Source organism: Psychrobacter sp. GP33 (assembly GCF_014119005.1).
Taxonomy (GTDB): domain Bacteria; phylum Pseudomonadota; class Gammaproteobacteria; order Pseudomonadales; family Moraxellaceae; genus Psychrobacter.
In genome coordinates, this window is the sequence record NZ_JACGYX010000002.1 from 487,541 (window position 1) to 506,694 (window position 19,154).

The 19,154-nt window shown below is 43.2% G+C and carries 14 protein-coding genes and 1 other RNA gene; 10 read left to right on the forward strand and 5 right to left on the reverse strand.

The genetic code is table 11. The features are described from left to right. Positions 1-9: 9 nt before the first annotated feature. From H2245_RS04530 to H2245_RS04545, 4 genes are all read left to right on the forward strand, one after another. Entirely contained in the window at positions 10-3,885 is a 3,876-nt protein-coding gene (locus tag H2245_RS04530; protein ID WP_182406169.1) for an AAA family ATPase, read from the forward strand. A 198-nt stretch (positions 3,886-4,083) separates the two neighbouring features. Next, entirely contained in the window at positions 4,084-5,085 is a 1,002-nt protein-coding gene (locus H2245_RS04535) for a cell division protein ZipA C-terminal FtsZ-binding domain-containing protein (RefSeq protein ID WP_182406170.1), read from the forward strand. A 198-nt stretch (positions 5,086-5,283) separates the two neighbouring features. Beyond that, the gene (gene ligA, locus H2245_RS04540) at positions 5,284-7,398 is read left to right on the forward strand and encodes an NAD-dependent DNA ligase LigA (protein ID WP_182406171.1); all 2,115 of its coding nucleotides are present in this window, start codon (positions 5,284-5,286) and stop codon (positions 7,396-7,398) included. Then, the gene (locus H2245_RS04545; RefSeq protein WP_182406172.1) at positions 7,355-8,524 is read left to right on the forward strand and encodes a hypothetical protein; all 1,170 of its coding nucleotides are present in this window, start codon (positions 7,355-7,357) and stop codon (positions 8,522-8,524) included. The genes ligA and H2245_RS04545 overlap by 44 nt, the downstream gene beginning before the upstream one ends. Positions 8,525-8,557: 33 nt before the next feature. Here H2245_RS04545 and H2245_RS04550 read toward each other — a convergent pair whose 3' ends face one another. From H2245_RS04550 to H2245_RS04565, 4 genes are all read right to left on the reverse strand, one after another. Next, entirely contained in the window at positions 8,558-9,109 is a 552-nt protein-coding gene (locus tag H2245_RS04550; RefSeq protein WP_182406173.1) for a hypothetical protein, read from the reverse strand. Between the two features lie 291 nt (positions 9,110-9,400). Next, on the reverse strand, positions 9,401-9,802 hold the full coding sequence (locus H2245_RS04555) for a hypothetical protein (RefSeq protein ID WP_182406174.1): 402 nt from the start codon (positions 9,800-9,802) through the stop codon (positions 9,401-9,403). 290 nt (positions 9,803-10,092) lie between these two features. Next, on the reverse strand, positions 10,093-12,546 hold the full coding sequence (locus tag H2245_RS04560; RefSeq protein ID WP_182406175.1) for a YgiQ family radical SAM protein: 2,454 nt from the start codon (positions 12,544-12,546) through the stop codon (positions 10,093-10,095). Between the two features lie 632 nt (positions 12,547-13,178). Continuing rightward, positions 13,179-13,646, reverse strand: coding sequence for an Lrp/AsnC family transcriptional regulator (locus H2245_RS04565; RefSeq protein WP_182406176.1), 468 nt, complete (start codon positions 13,644-13,646; stop codon positions 13,179-13,181). Between the two features lie 284 nt (positions 13,647-13,930). Here H2245_RS04565 and rarD point away from each other — a divergent pair, with 284 nt between their 5' ends. Next, the gene (gene rarD, locus H2245_RS04570) at positions 13,931-14,935 is read left to right on the forward strand and encodes an EamA family transporter RarD (protein ID WP_259365075.1); all 1,005 of its coding nucleotides are present in this window, start codon (positions 13,931-13,933) and stop codon (positions 14,933-14,935) included. 127 nt (positions 14,936-15,062) lie between these two features. On the opposite strand, the gene smpB is transcribed toward rarD, so the two are convergent. Continuing rightward, positions 15,063-15,536 carry an SsrA-binding protein SmpB gene (smpB, locus tag H2245_RS04575; protein WP_062534993.1) on the reverse strand — a complete coding sequence of 158 codons (474 nt, stop codon included), beginning with the start codon at positions 15,534-15,536 and terminating at the stop codon, positions 15,063-15,065. A 247-nt stretch (positions 15,537-15,783) separates the two neighbouring features. Here smpB and coaD point away from each other — a divergent pair, with 247 nt between their 5' ends. From coaD to rnpB, 5 genes are all read left to right on the forward strand, one after another. Continuing rightward, on the forward strand, positions 15,784-16,290 hold the full coding sequence (gene coaD / locus H2245_RS04580; RefSeq protein WP_182406261.1) for a pantetheine-phosphate adenylyltransferase: 507 nt from the start codon (positions 15,784-15,786) through the stop codon (positions 16,288-16,290). 85 nt (positions 16,291-16,375) lie between these two features. Further along, complete coding sequence (locus H2245_RS04585) at positions 16,376-16,624, forward strand: YfhL family 4Fe-4S dicluster ferredoxin (protein ID WP_182406178.1); 249 nt, start codon at positions 16,376-16,378, stop codon at positions 16,622-16,624. A gap of 13 nt (positions 16,625-16,637) precedes the next feature. Further along, positions 16,638-17,951 (forward strand): adenosylmethionine--8-amino-7-oxononanoate transaminase, encoded by a 1,314-nt coding sequence (gene bioA / locus H2245_RS04590; RefSeq protein ID WP_182406179.1) that lies wholly within the window; start codon positions 16,638-16,640, stop codon positions 17,949-17,951. Positions 17,952-17,962: 11 nt separating this feature from the next. After that, positions 17,963-18,682, forward strand: a complete 720-nt coding sequence (gene bioD / locus H2245_RS04595; RefSeq protein WP_182406180.1) for a dethiobiotin synthase — start codon at positions 17,963-17,965, stop codon at positions 18,680-18,682. Between the two features lie 65 nt (positions 18,683-18,747). Further along, an RNA gene (gene rnpB, locus H2245_RS04600) (RNase P RNA component class A) lies at positions 18,748-19,114 on the forward strand. The last annotated feature ends 40 nt before the right edge of the window (positions 19,115-19,154 follow it).

Genomic DNA, 19,154 nt, shown 5'->3' on the forward strand with positions numbered 1-19,154 from the left:
TGACCGTTCATGCGCTTAAAATCTCTAAAATTGGCAGGCTTTAAGTCCTTTGCTAATGCGACTACCTTTACTTTTCCCCGTGGTATTACCGCCATTGTCGGACCTAACGGCTGTGGCAAATCCAACGTGATTGATGCCATTCGCTGGGTGCTGGGTGAGACCTCGGCAAAGCAGCTGCGTGGCGGGGCGATGAGCGATGTCATCTTTGCGGGTACGCAGGATAAAGCGGCGAAAAGTGTTGCCAGTGTCGAGCTGACCTTTGAGCATACCCAAGATGAGCAGACCGGAATTCGTCATGCGCTCAATCTCTATCAAGAGCTGTCCGTGCGTCGCCAAGTCAACTTGGAGGGGCGCTCAGATTATTTTATCAATGGGACGCGCTGCCGCCGCCGTGATGTGGTAGATATATTTTTGGGTACGGGGCTTGGCGCGCGCAGTTACGCGGTGATTGAGCAGGGGATGATTGGGCGCATTGTCGACTCAAACCCATTGCAGCTACGTGAGTTTATCGAAGAAGCGGCAGGCGTATCGCGCTACCAAGCGCGGCGTGAGGAGACACAAAAAAAGCTAGAAAAAACGAGAGATAATCTGGCGCGACTACACGATATGCAAAGCGAGATGGAGCGTCAACAAAAGACCTTATCCAAGCAAGCAGCCAGTGCCCAGCGCTATCATGAATTAAGCGAAAGCTTAGCGGACATCCAGCAGCAGCTTGCTATTCAACAGTTATACCAAGCCAAACATACCCAGCAGCAGCAAAAGCTTGCCTATGAACGCAGCGCTAGCGAAGTCATTATGTTGCAAGCGGATTATCAACAGCTAAAAGCCAAACAAGACAAGCTCACCGTCCATATTAATCAAGAACAATGGCTCAAAGACGATGCCCAAAGTACGTATTATGAGCAGCAATTGCATTATCAACAAGCCGAGTATCAGCTTAACGACGTAAAGACGCAACTTGCGACACTTGAGCAGCAATACAGTCAAGCGAAGCAGCAGCACAATCAAGCAGATACTGAAATTGCTACGCTAAAAACCGCGCAAATTGAACAACAACAATTGCTTGAAAACAGCCGCCCGCAGCTGGCAGCATTAACTGCTAAACGCGCTAATTATCAAAAAAATGAGCAGTCAGAGCAGCGTGCATGGAATGAAGCGCAACATCAGCTTATTAAATTGCAAGAAAAGTCACGTGCTCTTGAGCAGCAGCAGGCATTAAGTCGCCAAGCTCAGCAACGTTTAACCATTCAGCAAGAAAAATGGACACGTCGTCATGACAGTTGGCAAGCATTATGGGCGCAGCTGCAAGCGTCTATATCGGGTACTGATACTGCAGTAAATGAATCTAGCATAAATCATGAGCCAGTCGTACAGCAGCTATCAAATATCAAAATCACAGCGTTAAGCCAGCAGCTGCAACAAATCACTCGCCAACAGGATGGTGTATCAGAACGTATAGAAGATTTGCAGCCGCAGGCATTGGATTTGCAGAAAAGCTTAGCTCATCAGCAACGCGAACTTGCCGAACATGAAAAACGACAAGCACTGTTATCGGGTGAGTATGAAACTTTACATCAAATATTGCATCCGAAAACTAATAAAAAATTAGAGAATACAAATACCGAATCAACCGTTAGCTATAATATAACAAGCAATGAACAACCGCTATCAGTAACTACTTTACGTGAGCACATTGAGTTAAGTAAGCGCGGTCAAACGTATGCCGCTATTTTAGATAAAGTACTGGCGCTATGGCTGGACAGTCATGTGCTGATAGCAAGAGGTGATGCCCAAAATATGGATAATACGTGCGCGCCACTCAGCGCGTATATCACAGAGTTGCTCACTTATCAGCAGCAAGCAGGTCAGGCGAAAAATGACATTCATCACAGTTTATGGTTACCTGCAGCAATAGGTGCGGCTCAAAAAAACACCTTTACAACAGCTCTTCGAAACGAGCTTCCAGATGATTTAGCCGAGCAAATCGTACCCTTATCAGCGCTGATTGTTAAACCAGCGCTTGCATTTTGGCAACAGTGCTACTTATATCTACCAAAAGACTGTTCTAATACTAATAATGGTGATGATCGCGTTAAAGTACTATCAACTATCCTAAAAGCATTGCCATCGTCAGCGTTAATATTAACCATCGATGGCTGGATAATCAGTAGCAGCGGAACTATTAATATAACTAAGCTTGCCGGCATTAAAGACCATCAAGGCAGCAGTCAGTTTTTGTCCCAGCGTCTGACTCAGCGTACACGTCTAGAAGAATTAGAAGCGTTGCTCGATGAAGGTGATGCAGAACTAGAGCGTCAGCAGCAAACCATGAAGCATACTCAGCGCGATTATGATGCGCTTATGGTTAATCTTGAGGAGCTGCGGGCACAAATTACTGAATTAACCCGCGACAGTTATCAAATTCAGCAGCAGTTGAGTCGCGAGCAAGCAATGCAGGAACGCTTGCAAGCCGATAGCGAACGCTTATATGTAGATAAAAGCGTACTTGAGCAAGAAGAGCAGGAACTAAAGCAAGAGTCTGAAGTGTTAAAGAGTGAGCAGCTGCAAATTGACGCCGATAAAGAAAAGCTTAGTCTACAATTAACCCAAGCGCAACAGCATTGCCAGCAGCTACAACAAGCGCGCAATGAGCGCAACCGGGCTCGGCAAGCGGACGATAATGCATGGCAGTCACTACAGCTGAATATTCAGCAAAGCGAGATACAGCTGGCGCATAGTCACAGCAGCCTTGTACGGGTCACCGAGTTATATGAGACATATGGGCAAAAAATGCAGATGTTGGAAACTCGTATGAGCGAGCACCAGCAGCAATTACCCAAGCTACAAACGGATTTGCAAGTGGCGCAAGTACAGCGTGACCAGCAGCAGTTGATGGTGTCTGAGCGCGAAACCGTATTAACGCAGTCTAAGCAAGAACATAATGAACAGCAGACCACGTTAGATAGTTGGCAAACTCAGCTACAAGCGCAGCAAAGCCAGCTGGCAGACCATGCAACGGCATTGGCACTGAGTACAGCGCGCTTAGAAGATATGATTCAACACGCAGAGACGGCCGTGGCGCATTATCATAAAATAGTCGCGCAATATCATAAAACCCAAGCGCCAGCTATTAATATTATAAATTTACTAGCCGACTTTATCAGTCATGCGCGCCGAGTTCGTCCCGATAAAATGGCTGAATTGAGCGCCCAGCAGAGTACACTTCAGCAGCAATTGTCTAAAATTGGTGCGGTTAATTTAGCTGCTGTTGCTGAACTCGACGAGCTTAATGAGCGCCTAGAGCCGCTTGCCCAACAGACCGCAGATATCGCCGCCAGTATGGATACCTTGAAAGCGGCGATTACCTCAATTGATGAGACTACCAAAACTTTATTTATGCAGACATTGGATGCCGTCAATATCGACCTTGGTGATTTATTCGCCAAAGTATTCGGTGGCGGTCAAGCCAGCTTAACGCTCAATACAGATGATATGCCAAGCAATACGCCAAAGTCAGAGCAGTGGCGCGCTGGTCTCACTTTAATGGCACAGCCCAAAGGCAAGCGTAATAGTCGCTTAGCGGTATTGTCCGGTGGTGAAAAAACATTAACCGCGCTCAGTTTAATTTTTGCGATATTTAAGCAGCATCCTGCGCCTTTTTGTGTGCTTGATGAAGTTGATGCACCGCTTGATGATGCCAATGTTGCGCGCTTTACCAGCTTGATTCATGAATTGGCGGATGACTTACAGTTTATTTTTATCAGTCATAATAAGCTTGCCATGCAAATTGCCGATGAGCTCAAAGGTATCACCATGCCAAGCGCGGGTATTTCAGCATTAGTGAGCGTATCGTTAGAAGATGCCGTACGTTATATTGAGAGTTAGCAGGATGGCTTAAATACGTTTTGAATCTGTCTTTAGTATCGCTTGAATGAGATATTTTACATGGCTACTTATAAGCATTTACGAAAGCGTCACAATGTGATGACGATAAAGGTCAGCCATGCTAGACTATTGCCAATTATTAACCGCCTTATTTCTCCGTTTATTTCCCTTTTTGTCATATATTAGGATAACTCTCTCATGACTGTGATTCAGTTTATATTGATTGTCATTGCTGCATTTATATTGTTTGCAGGGCTGTTTATGGTCATGCGCAGTCTCAAGCGTCGCCAGAGCGCGGATACGCCAGTGATTAATTATGACAAAAACGGTATCCCTATTATTCCACGCCACGAGCGTAATATTGTCGATCAACCTGACTTTGATGATACGGTTGCTGGCGAAACCACTATCACGCCCAATCGCGATTATTTGCATGCCGTGATTGAAGACGTACCTGCGCGTGGTCAGGGTTCAGATTATCAAGAGCATAACGAAAAAACCAGTGCAGACTTTGCGCGCTGGCAAGCAGAACAGAATCAGCAAGATGATGCAGAATTTGGGCAATTATCCAAAACTCTGTACAGCGATGAACATAATCAAATGAATGGCAATCAAGAAGGCGATGCCTTTTCAAGCTTAATGTCTGCTACTGACAATTTAATGCCGGTTATTGATACTGCCGTTGAGCCAGCCTTTACTGATAATAGCCCAATACTCGATCAGCATCTGTTAGAGCCGGTTGATGAGGCACAAAATAGTCCGCTGATTCATGCGCAAGACAATATCAATATAACCATTTTGCCGCATCAATATCGTGACCGTCCGCCAGCTATCATTCGTGGGCAGGATTTATTGGGTTTGGTGGATAAATACGGTTTGCGTTTTGGCGCGATGAATATGTTCCACCGTTATGAGCAAAAAGAAGGTACCGGCATCTTGTGGTTTAGCATGATGGGTATTACGGATAATGGTATTGCACCCTTTGACCCACATAGCGTGGCGACCAATACTTATAATGGTGTGGTGCTGTTTTTATCGCTGCCGCATCCACGCGCGCTCGTGAGCTTTGATAGCATGATGAGTATTGCTTATATGATGGCAAATGACTTAGACGCGATGATGCTTGATGAAAACAACGAACCAATTACGCCTGAATATAAGCAGCAACTACGCAATTACGTACGCGATTATCAAGCGTAAATGCTGAACGTGTTAAACAGTTAATATTAAAATAAAGATTAATCATCCCCGCATAAATTAACTTATAAAAAAGCATCGATAATGACATTAACTGCCTTAACTTAATCATAATGATTGGGTGATTTGTGCCAGCTATCCGTGCTCCTTCCGTAGAAAATTGGTATCATATCGGCATCTTGAATAGCACAGATGCCGACCATGACCACTCCTATCGTACCGCCTACTTTTGCGCACACCAACACGCAACCAACCACTTCTCAAAATAATGAAACGTCTGTCATTGCGACAACTGACGAATCCATTATCGCCCAAATGCGTGCGCTTATTGCCGCTCTAAAAACTCATAACAATGCTTATTATGTCCTCGACAATCCTGTTTTAGAAGATACTGAATATGATCAATTACGCCTGTCGTTACTTGAGTTTGAAAAAGCATATCCAGATTTAGTGCAGCCAGATAGCCCGATAAATCAAGTCGGCGATATGCCATTATCTGCGTTTACCCAAGTTACTCATGACACGCCCATGCTATCGCTGGGCAATGTGTTTGAATACGACGATTTACGTGATTTTATGCGCCGCGTTAATGATCGCTTAAGTGTCGCGCAGCAAAGTCCAGAGTATGAAATGGAGCTCAAGCTAGATGGCTTGGCAGTGTCGCTTAAATATGAATATGGTACGTTTGTGCAAGCAGTAACGCGCGGTGATGGGCAAACCGGCGAGGATATCACTCAAAATGCCAAGACCATTCGTAATTTACCGTTATGGATTGCGGCAGCTACTGATATTCCATTATTAGAAGTACGCGGTGAAGTGGTCATGCCCAAGGCAGGTTTTGAGCGCCTGAATCGTTTGGCGGAAGAAAATGGCGATAAAGTCTTTGCCAATCCGCGCAATGCGGCGGCTGGTAGTTTGCGTCAGCTTGACCCTACTATCGCTGCCAGTCGTCCACTAGCGTTTTATGGCTATTCAGTAAACCAAGGCTTGCCAGATACTATTGCTACTCAATCCGCAGCATTGGCTTGGCTTGGTGACATTGGTTTTAGCGTCAGCGCCGTCAGAGTGATACAAAATCCACGCGAAGCGCAAGCGTATTATGAGTCGGTCATTGATAAGCGTGCAAAATTACCGTTTGAGATTGATGGTACAGTTATTAAAGTTAATAGCTTGGCGCTCCAGCAACAACTTGGCTTTTTATCACGTGAGCCGCGCTGGGCAACCGCCTATAAATTCCCTGCCGAAACCGTCATGACGCGGCTGCAAGCGATTGATTGGCAAGTAGGGCGCACCGGAGCCATTACTCCTGTGGGTAAATTAGAACCCGTGAAAGTCGGTGGCGTTACTGTTAGCAATGTCACCTTGCATAATTTTGGTGAGATTCAGCGTCTCGATGTGCGCGCCGGTGATATGGTCAGCGTCCACCGTGCAGGCGACGTCATTCCGAAAGTTACGCGCGTTTGGATTGATCAGCGCCCAGCTGATTCTGAACCTGTGCAGCTGCCGTCCACTTGTCCGGTGTGTGACTCGCCTGTGATATTGCCGGATAATGAAGCGTTGGCGCGCTGCACCGGTGGACTGTTTTGCCCTGCCCAGCAGCAAGAAGCACTGATTCACTTCGTCTCGCGTCGGGCGATGGATATTGATGGCTTGGGTGCAAGTTGGCTGATTGGCTTTTTTGAACATGGATTAATCAAAACGGTTGCCGATATTTATCAGTTACACAAGCATCAAGAAGAGTTGATTACCCTTGAAAAATTGGGCGAGAAGTCCGTGCAAAACATCCTAAATGCAATAGAAGTTAGCAAACATACCACGTTATCACGTTTTATCTACGCGCTCGGTATTCGCGGCGTTGGTGAAACAACGGCACAAAACCTCGCGCAGCAATTTGGCGAACTTGATGCCTTAATGTCTGCCAGTATCGAAAAATTACTACTCACGCCTGATGTTGGCGCTATCACCGCTGAGCTTGCTTATAAATTCTTCCGTGCACCGCACAATATCGAAGTCATCACCGCGCTACGCGAGGCAGGCGTCCATTGGAACAAAGTCGAGCAATTAGTGTCAGAAGGATTACCGCTCGATGGGCAAACGTGGGTTATCACAGGCGCATTGCATAGCATGGCGCGTGATGAAGCCAAAGCCAAACTGCAAGCATTGGGCGCAAAAGTCTCAGGAAGCATCTCCGCAAAGACCACTGCGCTATTGGCAGGCGAAAAGGCTGGATCAAAAATGGCGAAGGCAGAAAAACTTGGCGTAAAAGTGGTGGGTGAGGAAGAGTTTTTGGCGTTGGTTGGGGGGATGGGTTATTAAAATAAATAGTAATTACTCAGATAATGGGTCTCAAGCTTTAAAAGCATTATTACTAGATGCAATATATTTTAGAGATATGGTAGTTCAAATAATTGAACTACCAGAAAAGGGTATGATTATAAATGGGCTGATGTCTGAATTGACAATGTTTGTGATTGAAAGCTATGATACTTTAATTAAAATAAATCCAGATTTTAAGCGGTCTTTTGAAACTCAAAATATTGAGCATTTGAGAAATATGCGCCACCGAGCCAAATTGCTTGAGTATGTTAAAGATATTAATGATGGTTTGTTAGATTTAGACAGCATAAATATTAATCAAATTGATAGATTTCAGAGTCATCATAAGGGTCAGTTATATAAATTAAAGAAATTGATTCAGCCCGACCTTGGCTTAACTAAATATAAAGGACATTTTATAACAACGACTCATTCTACTATTTTTGACTTAGGATCAGAAGTGATATTAGAAAAGGAGAGTTTGTTCAGTTTTGGAGAAACTGTTGGTGATTATTTACAAACTATAATTGGAATTTTTAAGGTAGATGAAACATGTATTGAGAAAAAGTATATTTGCAGAAAAGAAGACTATCAAATGTTAGATATCAAAAGTAAGAACTTATTCAACCGAAGTAAGTTTGAAAACGATAATAAGAAATTTGCATCAGCATTGATATTGATTTTAGTACGGTTGAATTATACGAAGACAATAACATCTGAGTTTTTACCACAGCATAGCGATACTCTAATACGAGTAAAGTTTCTTAATACTTATCATGCTTTAAAAAGCTTAAATAAGATTCAAAGTATAGTTATGAAAGGAACACCATCTGATAATGAAAGAATGTTTTTCAAAGAAACTCTCGGTAAAGTCGAAGCAAAATGGTTAATAAAACAGTCTTCACTTAGAAACTTATATGTTCACTACTTACTTGATAAGAAACAACTTAAAAGATTACCTAGTAAATTTACTCGCGAAGAAGCAATACAAGTTTTAAGTGAAGGTTTATCGTCTCAAGATATTGATAAAAAACTTGATGTGTTACTGGAAAATATCACAAGTATGATTGAAGGTTTCTTTAAACTCACCGAACGTACATTCTGGATAAATAGAATCGAAACTTGAGCTATAAAATTATTATTAACTATTCTAAATCCTCTACTTCTGTACCTCTCCATGCCCCTTCACATCACTTTCCTTACCATCCGGCTGAATCACGATAGGTAATATCAGACCTTTAGCGAAGTCACCTGCCAGTACATAATCATAGCTGCTAGCAGCGATATCGGGCGTGGTATGGATAATGAGCGTCATATCTTTAGTATCCGTCAGCCCATGTGAGACATAACTGGTACTAAGCTGATCAAGCACCTTTGATAATGCCTCATTACTTGCCATGCTTATGGTCAGATTGTGCTGGGCGGTGGCATTATCGACCTTGAAGTATCCCGCATAGTCGCGGACATTTTGACTATCGAGGGCAAAGGGATATTGATAGTTATCTCGGTTAGCCGCTTTTTCGCTGCTATCAATACGCGTCCAATCTATTGCTGTCGGCGCGCTGTCTGTTGCACTGGCTGCTGGCTGAGTTTCTGCTTGAGCGCTATCCTGTTGAGCAGTGCTATTGGCATTGTCTGCGTTATTGCATCCACTTAGCATCCACACGCCCGCCGCGCTTATAATTAGCATATTGATTAGGCGCTTTGCCATCGATACATCTCCTGACTTTTCGTCATCATAACGGTTATTTTTTAATTTATACAATTGACGTGCTGATACGCCAGTCTACTGTAATGTATTTTGACAGTTTTTGTGCCCATTCACCAGCGCAACGCTAACGGCTGTATATTATTCTTATCAGCATAAAAAAACAGCCATCGTTTGATGACTGTTTTTTCTAGCAATATTGCGTCGGCGTTGATGACTATTATAGTTGGCTATTTTTTCTTATTATTTTTAAATAGCGCATCTATAACTGTAGTCAATTAGAACAGCAATCAATTAGCGCTTTTCACAGTTTACTTGATAAGCCGTACCGTCTTTCCATTTCATAGCAAGGATACCTTTATCGCCTTTCATGTGCCATGCATAAGACACGTCTGGATTGGCATCATTCACATAACTTGCAGTATCACCTTCAACACCACCATTTAATAATACTGGCTGTTGTGTCCATTTGATTTTAGGCACAGTCGCATTAACCATCACTTGTTGCTTATTGATAGACTGTTTTGCCATGATTTGTGAATCGTCAGTACAAGTATAACGCTCTGGCATCATACGATCGTATGCAGCATCGGTCACGCTTTCAGCTGGAGTAGATGGGGTTGGAGCAGTAGTAGCACAGGCACTAAGTAAAGCAAGGGCTGGTAGGGCAGTAGCAAGTTTTAACATGTTAGTCATAATCTTCTCCAAAAGTATAAAAAATAAGCTAAATATCGTCTTATAAATACGCTAAGCGCATGACGTTCATAATATCGAAAACCAATCCTCGACAATGTTAGAAATTGTTCCTTACCTGTGCACTAACTGTCAGCCTCGTTACTTAGTTAATGACTAATGTAAATGTTTATCACTGCTAATAAGTAGGCAATAAAAAGCGCACAACAGCTTAACGTCTATTGTGCGCTTATCAATGAGTTGATTTTTAACTCATTGGTGCTAATGAATAGAGATTAGCTTAAAGGCTGAGATTACTTGGTTTTGCGTGGCGGTAGACCAGTATGCTGGGTTTGGAAATTACCTTTACTGACCTTTTTACTGTGTGTGCCGACAGTGTTTTTCCCCGTTGAGTTTTTCGTAGCACTCACACTGTTATTATTACGCTTCACGGAGTCATTACCAAGGCGGCTGTTCTTTTTACGTGCCGATTGATAGCTGTCTTGTGCGGCTTCGCGCCCTTCTAAGCTGGCATTAAAGGGCGGTATCAGGCAACCACGATTTTTACCAATCAAGTCACTACGTCCCATATCTTGCAACGCTTTACGCAGTAATACCCAGTTTTTTGGGTCATGGTAGCGCAAGAATGCTTTGTGCAATTTACGTTGTTTGCCTGACTTGACGATATCCATATCACCTTCAAGACGGCTGATTTTATGTAGCGGATCTTTATGAGTGTGATACATGGTAGTAGCAGTTGCCATCGGACTTGGATAAAACGCTTGTACTTGGTCAGCGCGGTAGCCATGGCTTTTTAGCCAAATCGCAAGGTTCATCATGTCTTCATCTTTAGTGCCCGGATGCGCGGCGATAAAGTAAGGAATCAGATACTGCTCTTTGCCTGCCTCTTGGCTATACTGCTCAAACATGGCTTTAAATTTGTCATAATTGCCCATGCCCGGCTTCATCATTTTGGACAACACGTTTTCTTCTGAATGCTCAGGGGCAATTTTAAGATAGCCTCCGACATGATGCGTCACCAATTCTTTAACATATTCAGGGTCTTTAATCGCCAAATCATAGCGTAGACCTGAAGCTATAAGGATTTTCTTCACGCCTTTAATATCACGCGCTTTACGATATAGCTTGGTTAAATTGCTATGATCAGTAATGAGGTTTTCACAGACGTCAGGATAGACGCAAGACGGCTTACGGCAGTTCTTCTCAATGGTGCTGTCTTTACAGCTCAGACGATACATATTCGCTGTTGGTCCACCAAGATCGGATATCACGCCAGTAAAGCTCGGTGCAGTATCACGAATGGCTTCTACTTCACGTAAGATAGATTCTTCAGAACGGTTTTGGATAATGCGCCCTTCATGCTCAGTAATGGAGCAAAAAGTACAGCCACCAAAACAGCCGCGCATGATATTGACCGAAAATTTAATCATGTCATAAGCAGGAATACGCGCATCGCCATAACTTGGATGTGGCAGGCGCGCATATGGCAAGTCAAAGACATAATCCATCTCTTCCGTTGATAGCGGAATCGGTGGTGGATTGAGCCAAACGTCAATCGAAGTGTGCGAGTTGCCCGCACCGCTACTATGACGTTGAACCAATGCGCGCGCGTTGCCCGGATTGGTCTCAAGATGCAGGATACGGCTGGCATGCGCGTATAATACCGGATCAGATTTGACATGCTCATAATCTGGCAGACGGATGACCGTCTTTTCGCGTGGTGGCATTTTCAATTTATATTTGAGGGCAGTTCTAGGCTTATCATTCTCTGTTCTGTCAAAACCGCGCATCTGCACCACTTGGGTGTCTTCGTCCACTTGCTCAGCATTCAATATTTTATTGGTTACCGGCTCAGATACAAAGCCTGGATACTGAGAAGACATTGAGCTTTGTAGTGGTGATATTGTGGTTTTATCTTGTTCAATTGAGCAAGCATCAACATCTTCCGTCATCACATACGGATTGATAATCGGGTCAACGCGACCGACAGTATCAACGTCATTACTCGCCACTTCGGTCATATCTGCTTGCCAATGACGACGTGTTGGGGTTAATAAGTAACAGGTACCGCGCAATTTACTCATTTGCTCAAGGGTATAGCCTTTCGATAGACCATGTACCACATCAACAATCGCACGCTCAGCATTACCATATAATAAAACATCAGCACGGGCATCCAGCAAAATACTACGGCGCACTTTATCTGACCAGTAGTCATAATGGGCGATACGGCGCAGACTGCCTTCAATACCGCCTAAAATAATCGGCACATCAGGATACGCTTCACGGCAGCGCTGGCTATACACGATTGCCGCGCGGTCAGGACGTTTGTCCGCGACATTACCTGGTGAGTACGCATCATCACTACGAATCTTGCGGTCAGCGGTATAGCGATTAATCATGCTGTCCATATTGCCAGCGGTCACACCATAGGCATAAACGGGTTTACCCAGTTCCATAAACGCGTCTTTACTTTTCCAATCGGGCTGCGCAATGATACCGACGCGAAAGCCTTGTGACTCTAACAAACGCCCAATAATTGCCATCCCAAAGCTAGGATGATCGACATAAGCGTCACCGGATATGATAATCACATCACACGCATCCCAACCCAGCGCGTCCATCTCAGCACGGCTCATCGGTAAATATGGCGCAGGCTCGTAGCAGCTTGCCCAATGTTTGTCATAATCGTAAAGGGGCGTAGTGCCCTGTTTAAAAGCGGTGCGGGCGATGGTATCGGCAGACATGGGACAACCTTTGGCTATTAAGATAAGCTAGATATTTAAAGGCGCTCATCTTAACATGAATAACCCTCACTATGCGATAAACGATTAGTGATAAGTTATTGATAGTGCGAGGTAAACTGCTTTAATATTACGATAGTGCTTATCTACTGCAAGTGGGTTTATTCAAAAGTATAACTATCAAACTAAATAGATATATTTATGTGTTTTAAAGTGTAGATATTAGCGAATACTCAAAACACAACTGGAGTAAATAAAATGCTTGCTATGCTCTTATTAGTATTTTTTATGCCTTTAGTCCTACTCATTCATATAATAGCTATTCTCTATTTTCAAAAAAAAGGCTACTATCGAAGCAGGTCGTTTACTATCAAATATCTGTTAATCGCTATCTTGTTTCCTATAGCAGGCATGGCTTTGATAACCTTTGAATATTTGATGAACCTGAGTAAAAGCGGTATCCACGTTGGTACATTTTTGTCTATTTTATTCGTATATGGTTTTTTATCTTTAATTTTTGCTATACCTTACATTCTGTATCTTTCTGCACCTTCAAAAATACCTTAATACCTTAATACCTTAATACCTTAGTACCTTAGTACCTTAGTACCTTAATACCTTAGTACCTTAGTACCTTAATCCAAAAAAATCTTTGTTCCACTCTTGGTAAAGTTCATCACAAACTGACTACGAAAATTACGTACGTTATTTTCATAAGTGAGCGTGCTACGAGTGAATTGATGATAGTCGCTCATATTTTTTGCACTGACCATTAGCATAAAATCCACATCACCGGATACTTCATAGCAGCTCATGACTTGTGGTTGTGCATTCATTAAGCGCTCAAACCGATGCTGCATCGAGTTATTCGAGCGCTCCATCTCTATCATGACCACTGCTGTCAGACCATAGCCGACCTTGTTCGGATCCACAATCGCCACTTGCTTGGTAATGACCCCACTATCTATCAGCGCTTGAATGCGACGCTGAGCAGTAGCTGTTGAAACATGAACATATTCTGCCACTGTCTTTAGTGGTAGCGTTGCATCATCTTGGAGCACATTTAAAATGGCTTTATCGGTGTCATCTAATAAATGCGTCATGATTATATGGCTCGTGATGGAGGTAGCGTTATAGGTTAACTATTATTGCTAATATTAGCTATTACGGCTTAAATAGAACTAATATTATAGCCTAAAATGTGTGTTTTTTGCATTATTACCAAATGGACAATAAATAATATAGTTTAAAGTACTTATTAAGAGAAATAAAATCATATTTTAAGTAATATAGAAAAATTTTCTTATTACTATCTTCTATAATAGAGGTTATCTGCTTCACTTCATTGCTATATTTTTGACCTTTACCTTAACTTATGGTGCCTAGCATGTTGACTACTTCTTCTAATACGCTCGCGTCTACCTTGTCACGGAGGTTCTTACCTTCCATTTGGACAACTGGCAGCGTGCAGCAGCGCATCCTAATGTTAGGGGTAGCTTACGCCGTCTTATCGAATGTGCTGTTTGGCGTTCTTTATGCCTATAGCAGTTTTCTTGCGCCATTGTCAGGTACGCAAGTGTTTATCTGGCGCATGATTGCTATGTGGGTATCGCTAGTCGGCTATCTACTTATTAGTGGTCGGTTGAATGTGCATCTTAATAAGTTACGCGCACTGAATACAGTAAAGCAGTGGGCATGGCTGCTACTGCCAACGCCGATATTTTTAAGCCAATTATGGTTATTTATGTGGGCACCAGTCAATAACCAAGGCGTACAAACCGCGATGGGTTATTTCCTATTTCCACTGATGATGGTGGTGTTTGGTTGCGTACTGTTTGGCGAAAAATTAAGCCGTTTGCAGTGGTTGGCGGTGGGATTTGCAGCGTTGGGTGTGGGCAGTGAGATTTTCCGCACGCAAAGTGTGTCGTGGGCGACGCTGTGGGTATGCGGCACGTATCCGTTGTATTATATTATCCGTAGGCTACAGGGCATTGATTCGATAACGGGCATGTTGGTTGATTTAACTTTGTTTATACCGTTTGCGCTCGCCTATCTATTCTTTATTGCACCGAGTAGTTTGGTGCTGGTTGCAGGTTCTGGGTTCTTTATCCTAATGCTGGCAGGTCTTGGTATTCTGAGTGTACTGGCGATGAAAACCAATATTGATGCCAGTCAAATGCTACCAGTCAATGTATACGGTATGCTGAGTTATTTAGAACCAGCTTTGCTGTTTATCTTAGCAGTGACGTTATTGGGTAATCCGTTTGAGTCCGCGATGATCTATAGCTATGGCTTGATTTGGTTAGGCATTGCGTTCTTAATTGCGCATGGCGTGAAGCAATTGCGTCTGAATCGCAAAGCTCAAATTGTTACTATAGATAAAACTGTATAATTAGATTAGTAATTGTAAAGGTAATAAAAAAGCCATAAAAAAGGACGATTCAGCCAAAATAGCTAAATCGTCCTTTTTATTATGCTAAAAATAATTAATTTAAGACAATAGCATTAAACCAATAAATTTAGTCTGCATTTTTAAAGCCGCGTTGTTTGTCACGTTCCCAATCACGGTCTTTTAAGGTTTTGCGTTTGTCGTGTTGCTTTTTACCGAGTGCTAAGCCAATTTGGCATTTCACCAGCGAATTTTTCCAGTAACAAGATAGCGGTACGCAGGAATAACCCTTTTGATTCACCGCACCAAATAATTTTTCAATCTCGCGGCGATTAAGCAATAGCTTTCGAGTACGAATACTATCAGGATCGACGTGGGTTGAGCTGCTTAGTAGCGGTTGAATATGAGAGCCAAATAGAAAAGCTTCATTATTACGGAAGATGACATAGGCTTCCGTAATGGTCATTTTACCAGAACGAATGGCTTTGACTTCCCAACCTTGTAATACCACTCCTGCCTCAAAGGTTTCTTCAATAAAATACTCGTGTCGTGCTTTTTTATTGGCGCAAATCTGATTGTCTGGCTTTTTTGATTTTTTTGACATGGTTTCCTCGTAAGGACTTCTGAGGACAACTACTAATATTATCAGCGTGTCCTTGTCTATAATTCCTCATCCTAACTGTCTAGATTTTATAGCGCTAGGTTTTATTGTGGATGAGTCGAACTGCCTATTGTACCAAAGCATGTGGCGAAAATGTAGATGGGCTATGATAACAAATGTAGCAGATGAGTGTTAAATTTGAGCAAAATTTGCTAAGATGAACAGCACTATTACCGATCAGATTATCGCTATGAGCATTGCTGCTACTTCTTCAAAACTACATACCAAGATTTTATATCCGGGCACCTTTGACCCGATTACCAACGGTCATGTCGATTTAGTCACACGTGCGACCAAATTGTTTGACGAAGTGGTGATTGCGGTGGCATCCGGTCATCATAAAAAACCATTGTTTAATTTTGAAGAGCGTGTGGCTTTGGTTGAGACGGTGTTTGCTGATTTGCCGCAAGTATCGGTGATTGGTTTTGAAGGATTACTGGTAGATTTTATGCGTGAAAAAAACGCTACGGCGGTGTTGCGTGGTCTGCGCGCCATGTCAGACTTTGAATATGAGTTTCAGCTCGCCAATATGAACCGCGAGCTGGATGAGAATTTTGAAGCGGTATTTTTGACACCCTCGCAAAATTATTCTTTTATTTCATCAACCATGATTCGTGAAATTGCCAAACTTGGTGGTGATGTGACTAAGTTTGTGCCGCCTTGTGTTGCCACTGCCTTTACGCAAAAGTTAGCGTAATAATTGGCGCTTACTATAACTGGCACTGACTATAATGGGCATTACCGTTATTTTTCATCATTTATTCTAAGATAGAGAGCATCTTATGGCATTACTCATTACCGATGAATGCATCAACTGTGATGTGTGCGAGCCTGCGTGCCCCAACGACGCGATCTTTGAAGGTGAAGATATTTACGAGATTAATCCTGACCTTTGTACCGAATGCGTTGGACACTTTGACGAACCTCAATGCGTGGTGATTTGCCCAATTGACTGTATTCCACATGACCCTAATCATGTCGAAACCCAAAGTGACTTATTGTCAAAATACAAACGCATTACCGGTCAATAATAGGTCAACAGTAATGACATCAGCACTATCTGCAAGCAATTTTGACCAGCAACACCTTTGGCATCCCTATGCCAGTCTACCGCCAAGTTATCCTAATATCGTGATTGACCATGCTGATGGTATTTATATTGTCACTCAAGATGGCAAGCGCCTGATTGATGGTATGTCGTCATGGTGGGCGAGCGTGCATGGTTATAATCATCCTGTGTTAAACGCTGCGATTACCACCCAATTGGGCAAAATGGCACATGTTATGTTTGGTGGATTGACCCATCAGCCCGCTATAGACCTGGGAAAAAAACTGCTCTCAATCGTGCCTGTTGGACTTGATGCTATATTTTATGCGGATAGTGGCAGCATCGCGGTAGAAGTCGCCCTAAAAATGGCATTGCAATATCAAATCGCTGCCCATCGCCCAACCAAGCAGCAGTTTGCCTCGACCCATTCCGGTTATTATGGCGATACGTGGCATGCGATGAGTGTTTGTGATCCCGTCGCTGGCATGCACAGCTTATATGGCAATCAGTTGCCCATGCAGCATTTTGTTCCGGCACCGCCAATGGGGTTTGAACGTGATACTACCCAACAGGAACGTAATGAATTAACAGCTTTTTTCGTTAATAACAGCGATAAATTAGCAGGCTTTATTATTGAGCCGATTATTCAAGGTGCAGGCGGGATGCGCTTTTATAGTCCTCAATATTTACAACTGTTGCGCCAATTATGTGATGAGCATGACGTAGTGCTGATTGCTGATGAAATCGCTACAGGCTTTGGTCGTAGTGGTAAGTTATTTGCGTGTGATCATGCCAATATTAGCCCTGATATTATGACCATTGGTAAGGCATTGACTGGCGGCTATATGACTTTTGCTGCGACCTTATGTACGCGTAAGGTTGCAGATACCATTAGCCAAAGTGATTATCCAGCATTGATGCATGGTCCGACTTTTATGGGTAATCCGCTGGCTTGTGCGGTAGCTTGTGCGTCGATTGACCTAATATTATCTTATGATATTGAAGCGCGTACCGCAAATACGCAATTCGTAATGGAACAACAACTTGCCCCAGCAGCGAATCTAGAGGGTGTTAAGGAAGTTCGTTGTTTGGGTGCAGTTGCCGTTGTTGAGTTAAATGAAGCGGTTAATATGCCAGTCTTTCAATCCTTACTTATTGAGAATGGTATTTGGGTACGACCATTTGGTAAGTTGGTCTATATCATGCCGCCTTATATCATTACTGATGACGAGCTTATAACTTTGTGCCAAGCGCTATTAAAAGTAGTTAGTGCTTATTTAACCCAAGTTTCTTTGATAGCAATAGGGTAGTAAGAATAGTCATGAGCGTTCTTTTTATATCAGGTATCGATACCGACATCGGCAAAACCTATGCGACGGGTATGATTGCCAAAGCGCTGATTCAGGAAGGCGTTAAGGTCATTACCCAAAAGCTGGTGCAAACGGGTGTGGCGATAAATCCGGATAGTGGAGAAATAAGTATTGCTGACGATATTATTGTTCATCGTCAGCTGATGGGTATTCCGCTACAACCGTGTGATATTGATAACACGACTTGTCCGTATCGCTATGAGAAACCTGCCTCACCGCATTTGTCTGCAAGACTTGCCAATGATATTCTCAATCCTGATGTCATTACCAGCGCCACCCAGTGTTTGCAAGCCAAGTATGAGGTGGTTTTATTAGAAGGTGCCGGTGGCTTATTAGTGCCTATCACTGAGCAATTATTAGCCTTAGATTATATTGCAGCTCGAGGATATCCGATTGTTTTAGTAACTTCCGGTCGTTTAGGCAGTATCAATCATACCTTGCTCAGCTTAGAAGCGATAACTTCTCGTGGTTTAGAGGTTCATAGTGTTATTTACAATCATATTCACGACAATGCTGCTCAGACGGATGAACAGATAGCCACTAGTACGATTAATTTTTTGCAAAACTACTTGACTGAGTATTATCCGAATACGCATTGGTTATCCTTACCGGTGCAAGGAGATGATGGCTGTAGAAATGTAGATTTTATCCTCCCTCAAAACTTTATATAAATCACCGTTAAAAATAAGCTAAAAAACTTTCCGAAAGCAGGATTTATTTTGCTATACTAGCGCGCTTGGTAGACTAGGCAATCGCCGCTGCACACTGGCAACAGATGAGCAGGGGAGGAAAGTCCGGGCTACATAGGGCAGCGTGCCAGCTAACGGCTGGGCAGGGTAACTTGACGACCAGTGCAGCAGAGAGTAGACCGCCTTTGGCATCGCAAGATGTTATCGGTAAGGGTGAAAGGGTGCGGTAAGAGCGCACCGCGTGGCTGGCAACAGTTCACGGCATGGTAAACTCCACGCGTAGCAAGACCAAATAGGCATCGGCATGGCGCGGCCCGCGTTCGATGCGGGTAGGTTGCTTGAGCGTACGAGCGATTGTGCGCCTAGAGGAATGATTGTCCACGACAGAACCCGGCTTATCGGTTTACCAACATTTTTTAGTGTTTTACGTTTTACAGGCTTGGTAGCTTAAGAA

What these genes read in the sequence shown, in the direction of transcription:
- H2245_RS04555 (WP_182406174.1), bottom strand. Translation starts at nt 9,802, where the DNA reads ATGACTAACATGTTAAAACTTGCTACTGCCCTACCAGCCCTTGCTTTA.
- ligA (WP_182406171.1), top strand. Translation starts at nt 5,284, where the DNA reads ATGACCACTCCTATCGTACCGCCTACTTTTGCGCACACCAACACGCAA.
- smpB (WP_062534993.1), bottom strand. Translation starts at nt 15,536, where the DNA reads ATGTCAAAAAAATCAAAAAAGCCAGACAATCAGATTTGCGCCAATAAA.
- coaD (WP_182406261.1), top strand. Translation starts at nt 15,784, where the DNA reads ATGAGCATTGCTGCTACTTCTTCAAAACTACATACCAAGATTTTATAT.
- bioA (WP_182406179.1), top strand. Translation starts at nt 16,638, where the DNA reads ATGACATCAGCACTATCTGCAAGCAATTTTGACCAGCAACACCTTTGG.
- bioD (WP_182406180.1), top strand. Translation starts at nt 17,963, where the DNA reads ATGAGCGTTCTTTTTATATCAGGTATCGATACCGACATCGGCAAAACC.
- H2245_RS04535 (WP_182406170.1), top strand. Translation starts at nt 4,084, where the DNA reads ATGACTGTGATTCAGTTTATATTGATTGTCATTGCTGCATTTATATTG.
- H2245_RS04530 (WP_182406169.1), top strand. Translation starts at nt 10, where the DNA reads ATGCGCTTAAAATCTCTAAAATTGGCAGGCTTTAAGTCCTTTGCTAAT.
- H2245_RS04565 (WP_182406176.1), bottom strand. Translation starts at nt 13,646, where the DNA reads ATGACGCATTTATTAGATGACACCGATAAAGCCATTTTAAATGTGCTC.
- H2245_RS04585 (WP_182406178.1), top strand. Translation starts at nt 16,376, where the DNA reads ATGGCATTACTCATTACCGATGAATGCATCAACTGTGATGTGTGCGAG.
- rarD (WP_259365075.1), top strand. Translation starts at nt 13,931, where the DNA reads ATGTTGACTACTTCTTCTAATACGCTCGCGTCTACCTTGTCACGGAGG.
- H2245_RS04560 (WP_182406175.1), bottom strand. Translation starts at nt 12,546, where the DNA reads ATGTCTGCCGATACCATCGCCCGCACCGCTTTTAAACAGGGCACTACG.
- H2245_RS04550 (WP_182406173.1), bottom strand. Translation starts at nt 9,109, where the DNA reads ATGGCAAAGCGCCTAATCAATATGCTAATTATAAGCGCGGCGGGCGTG.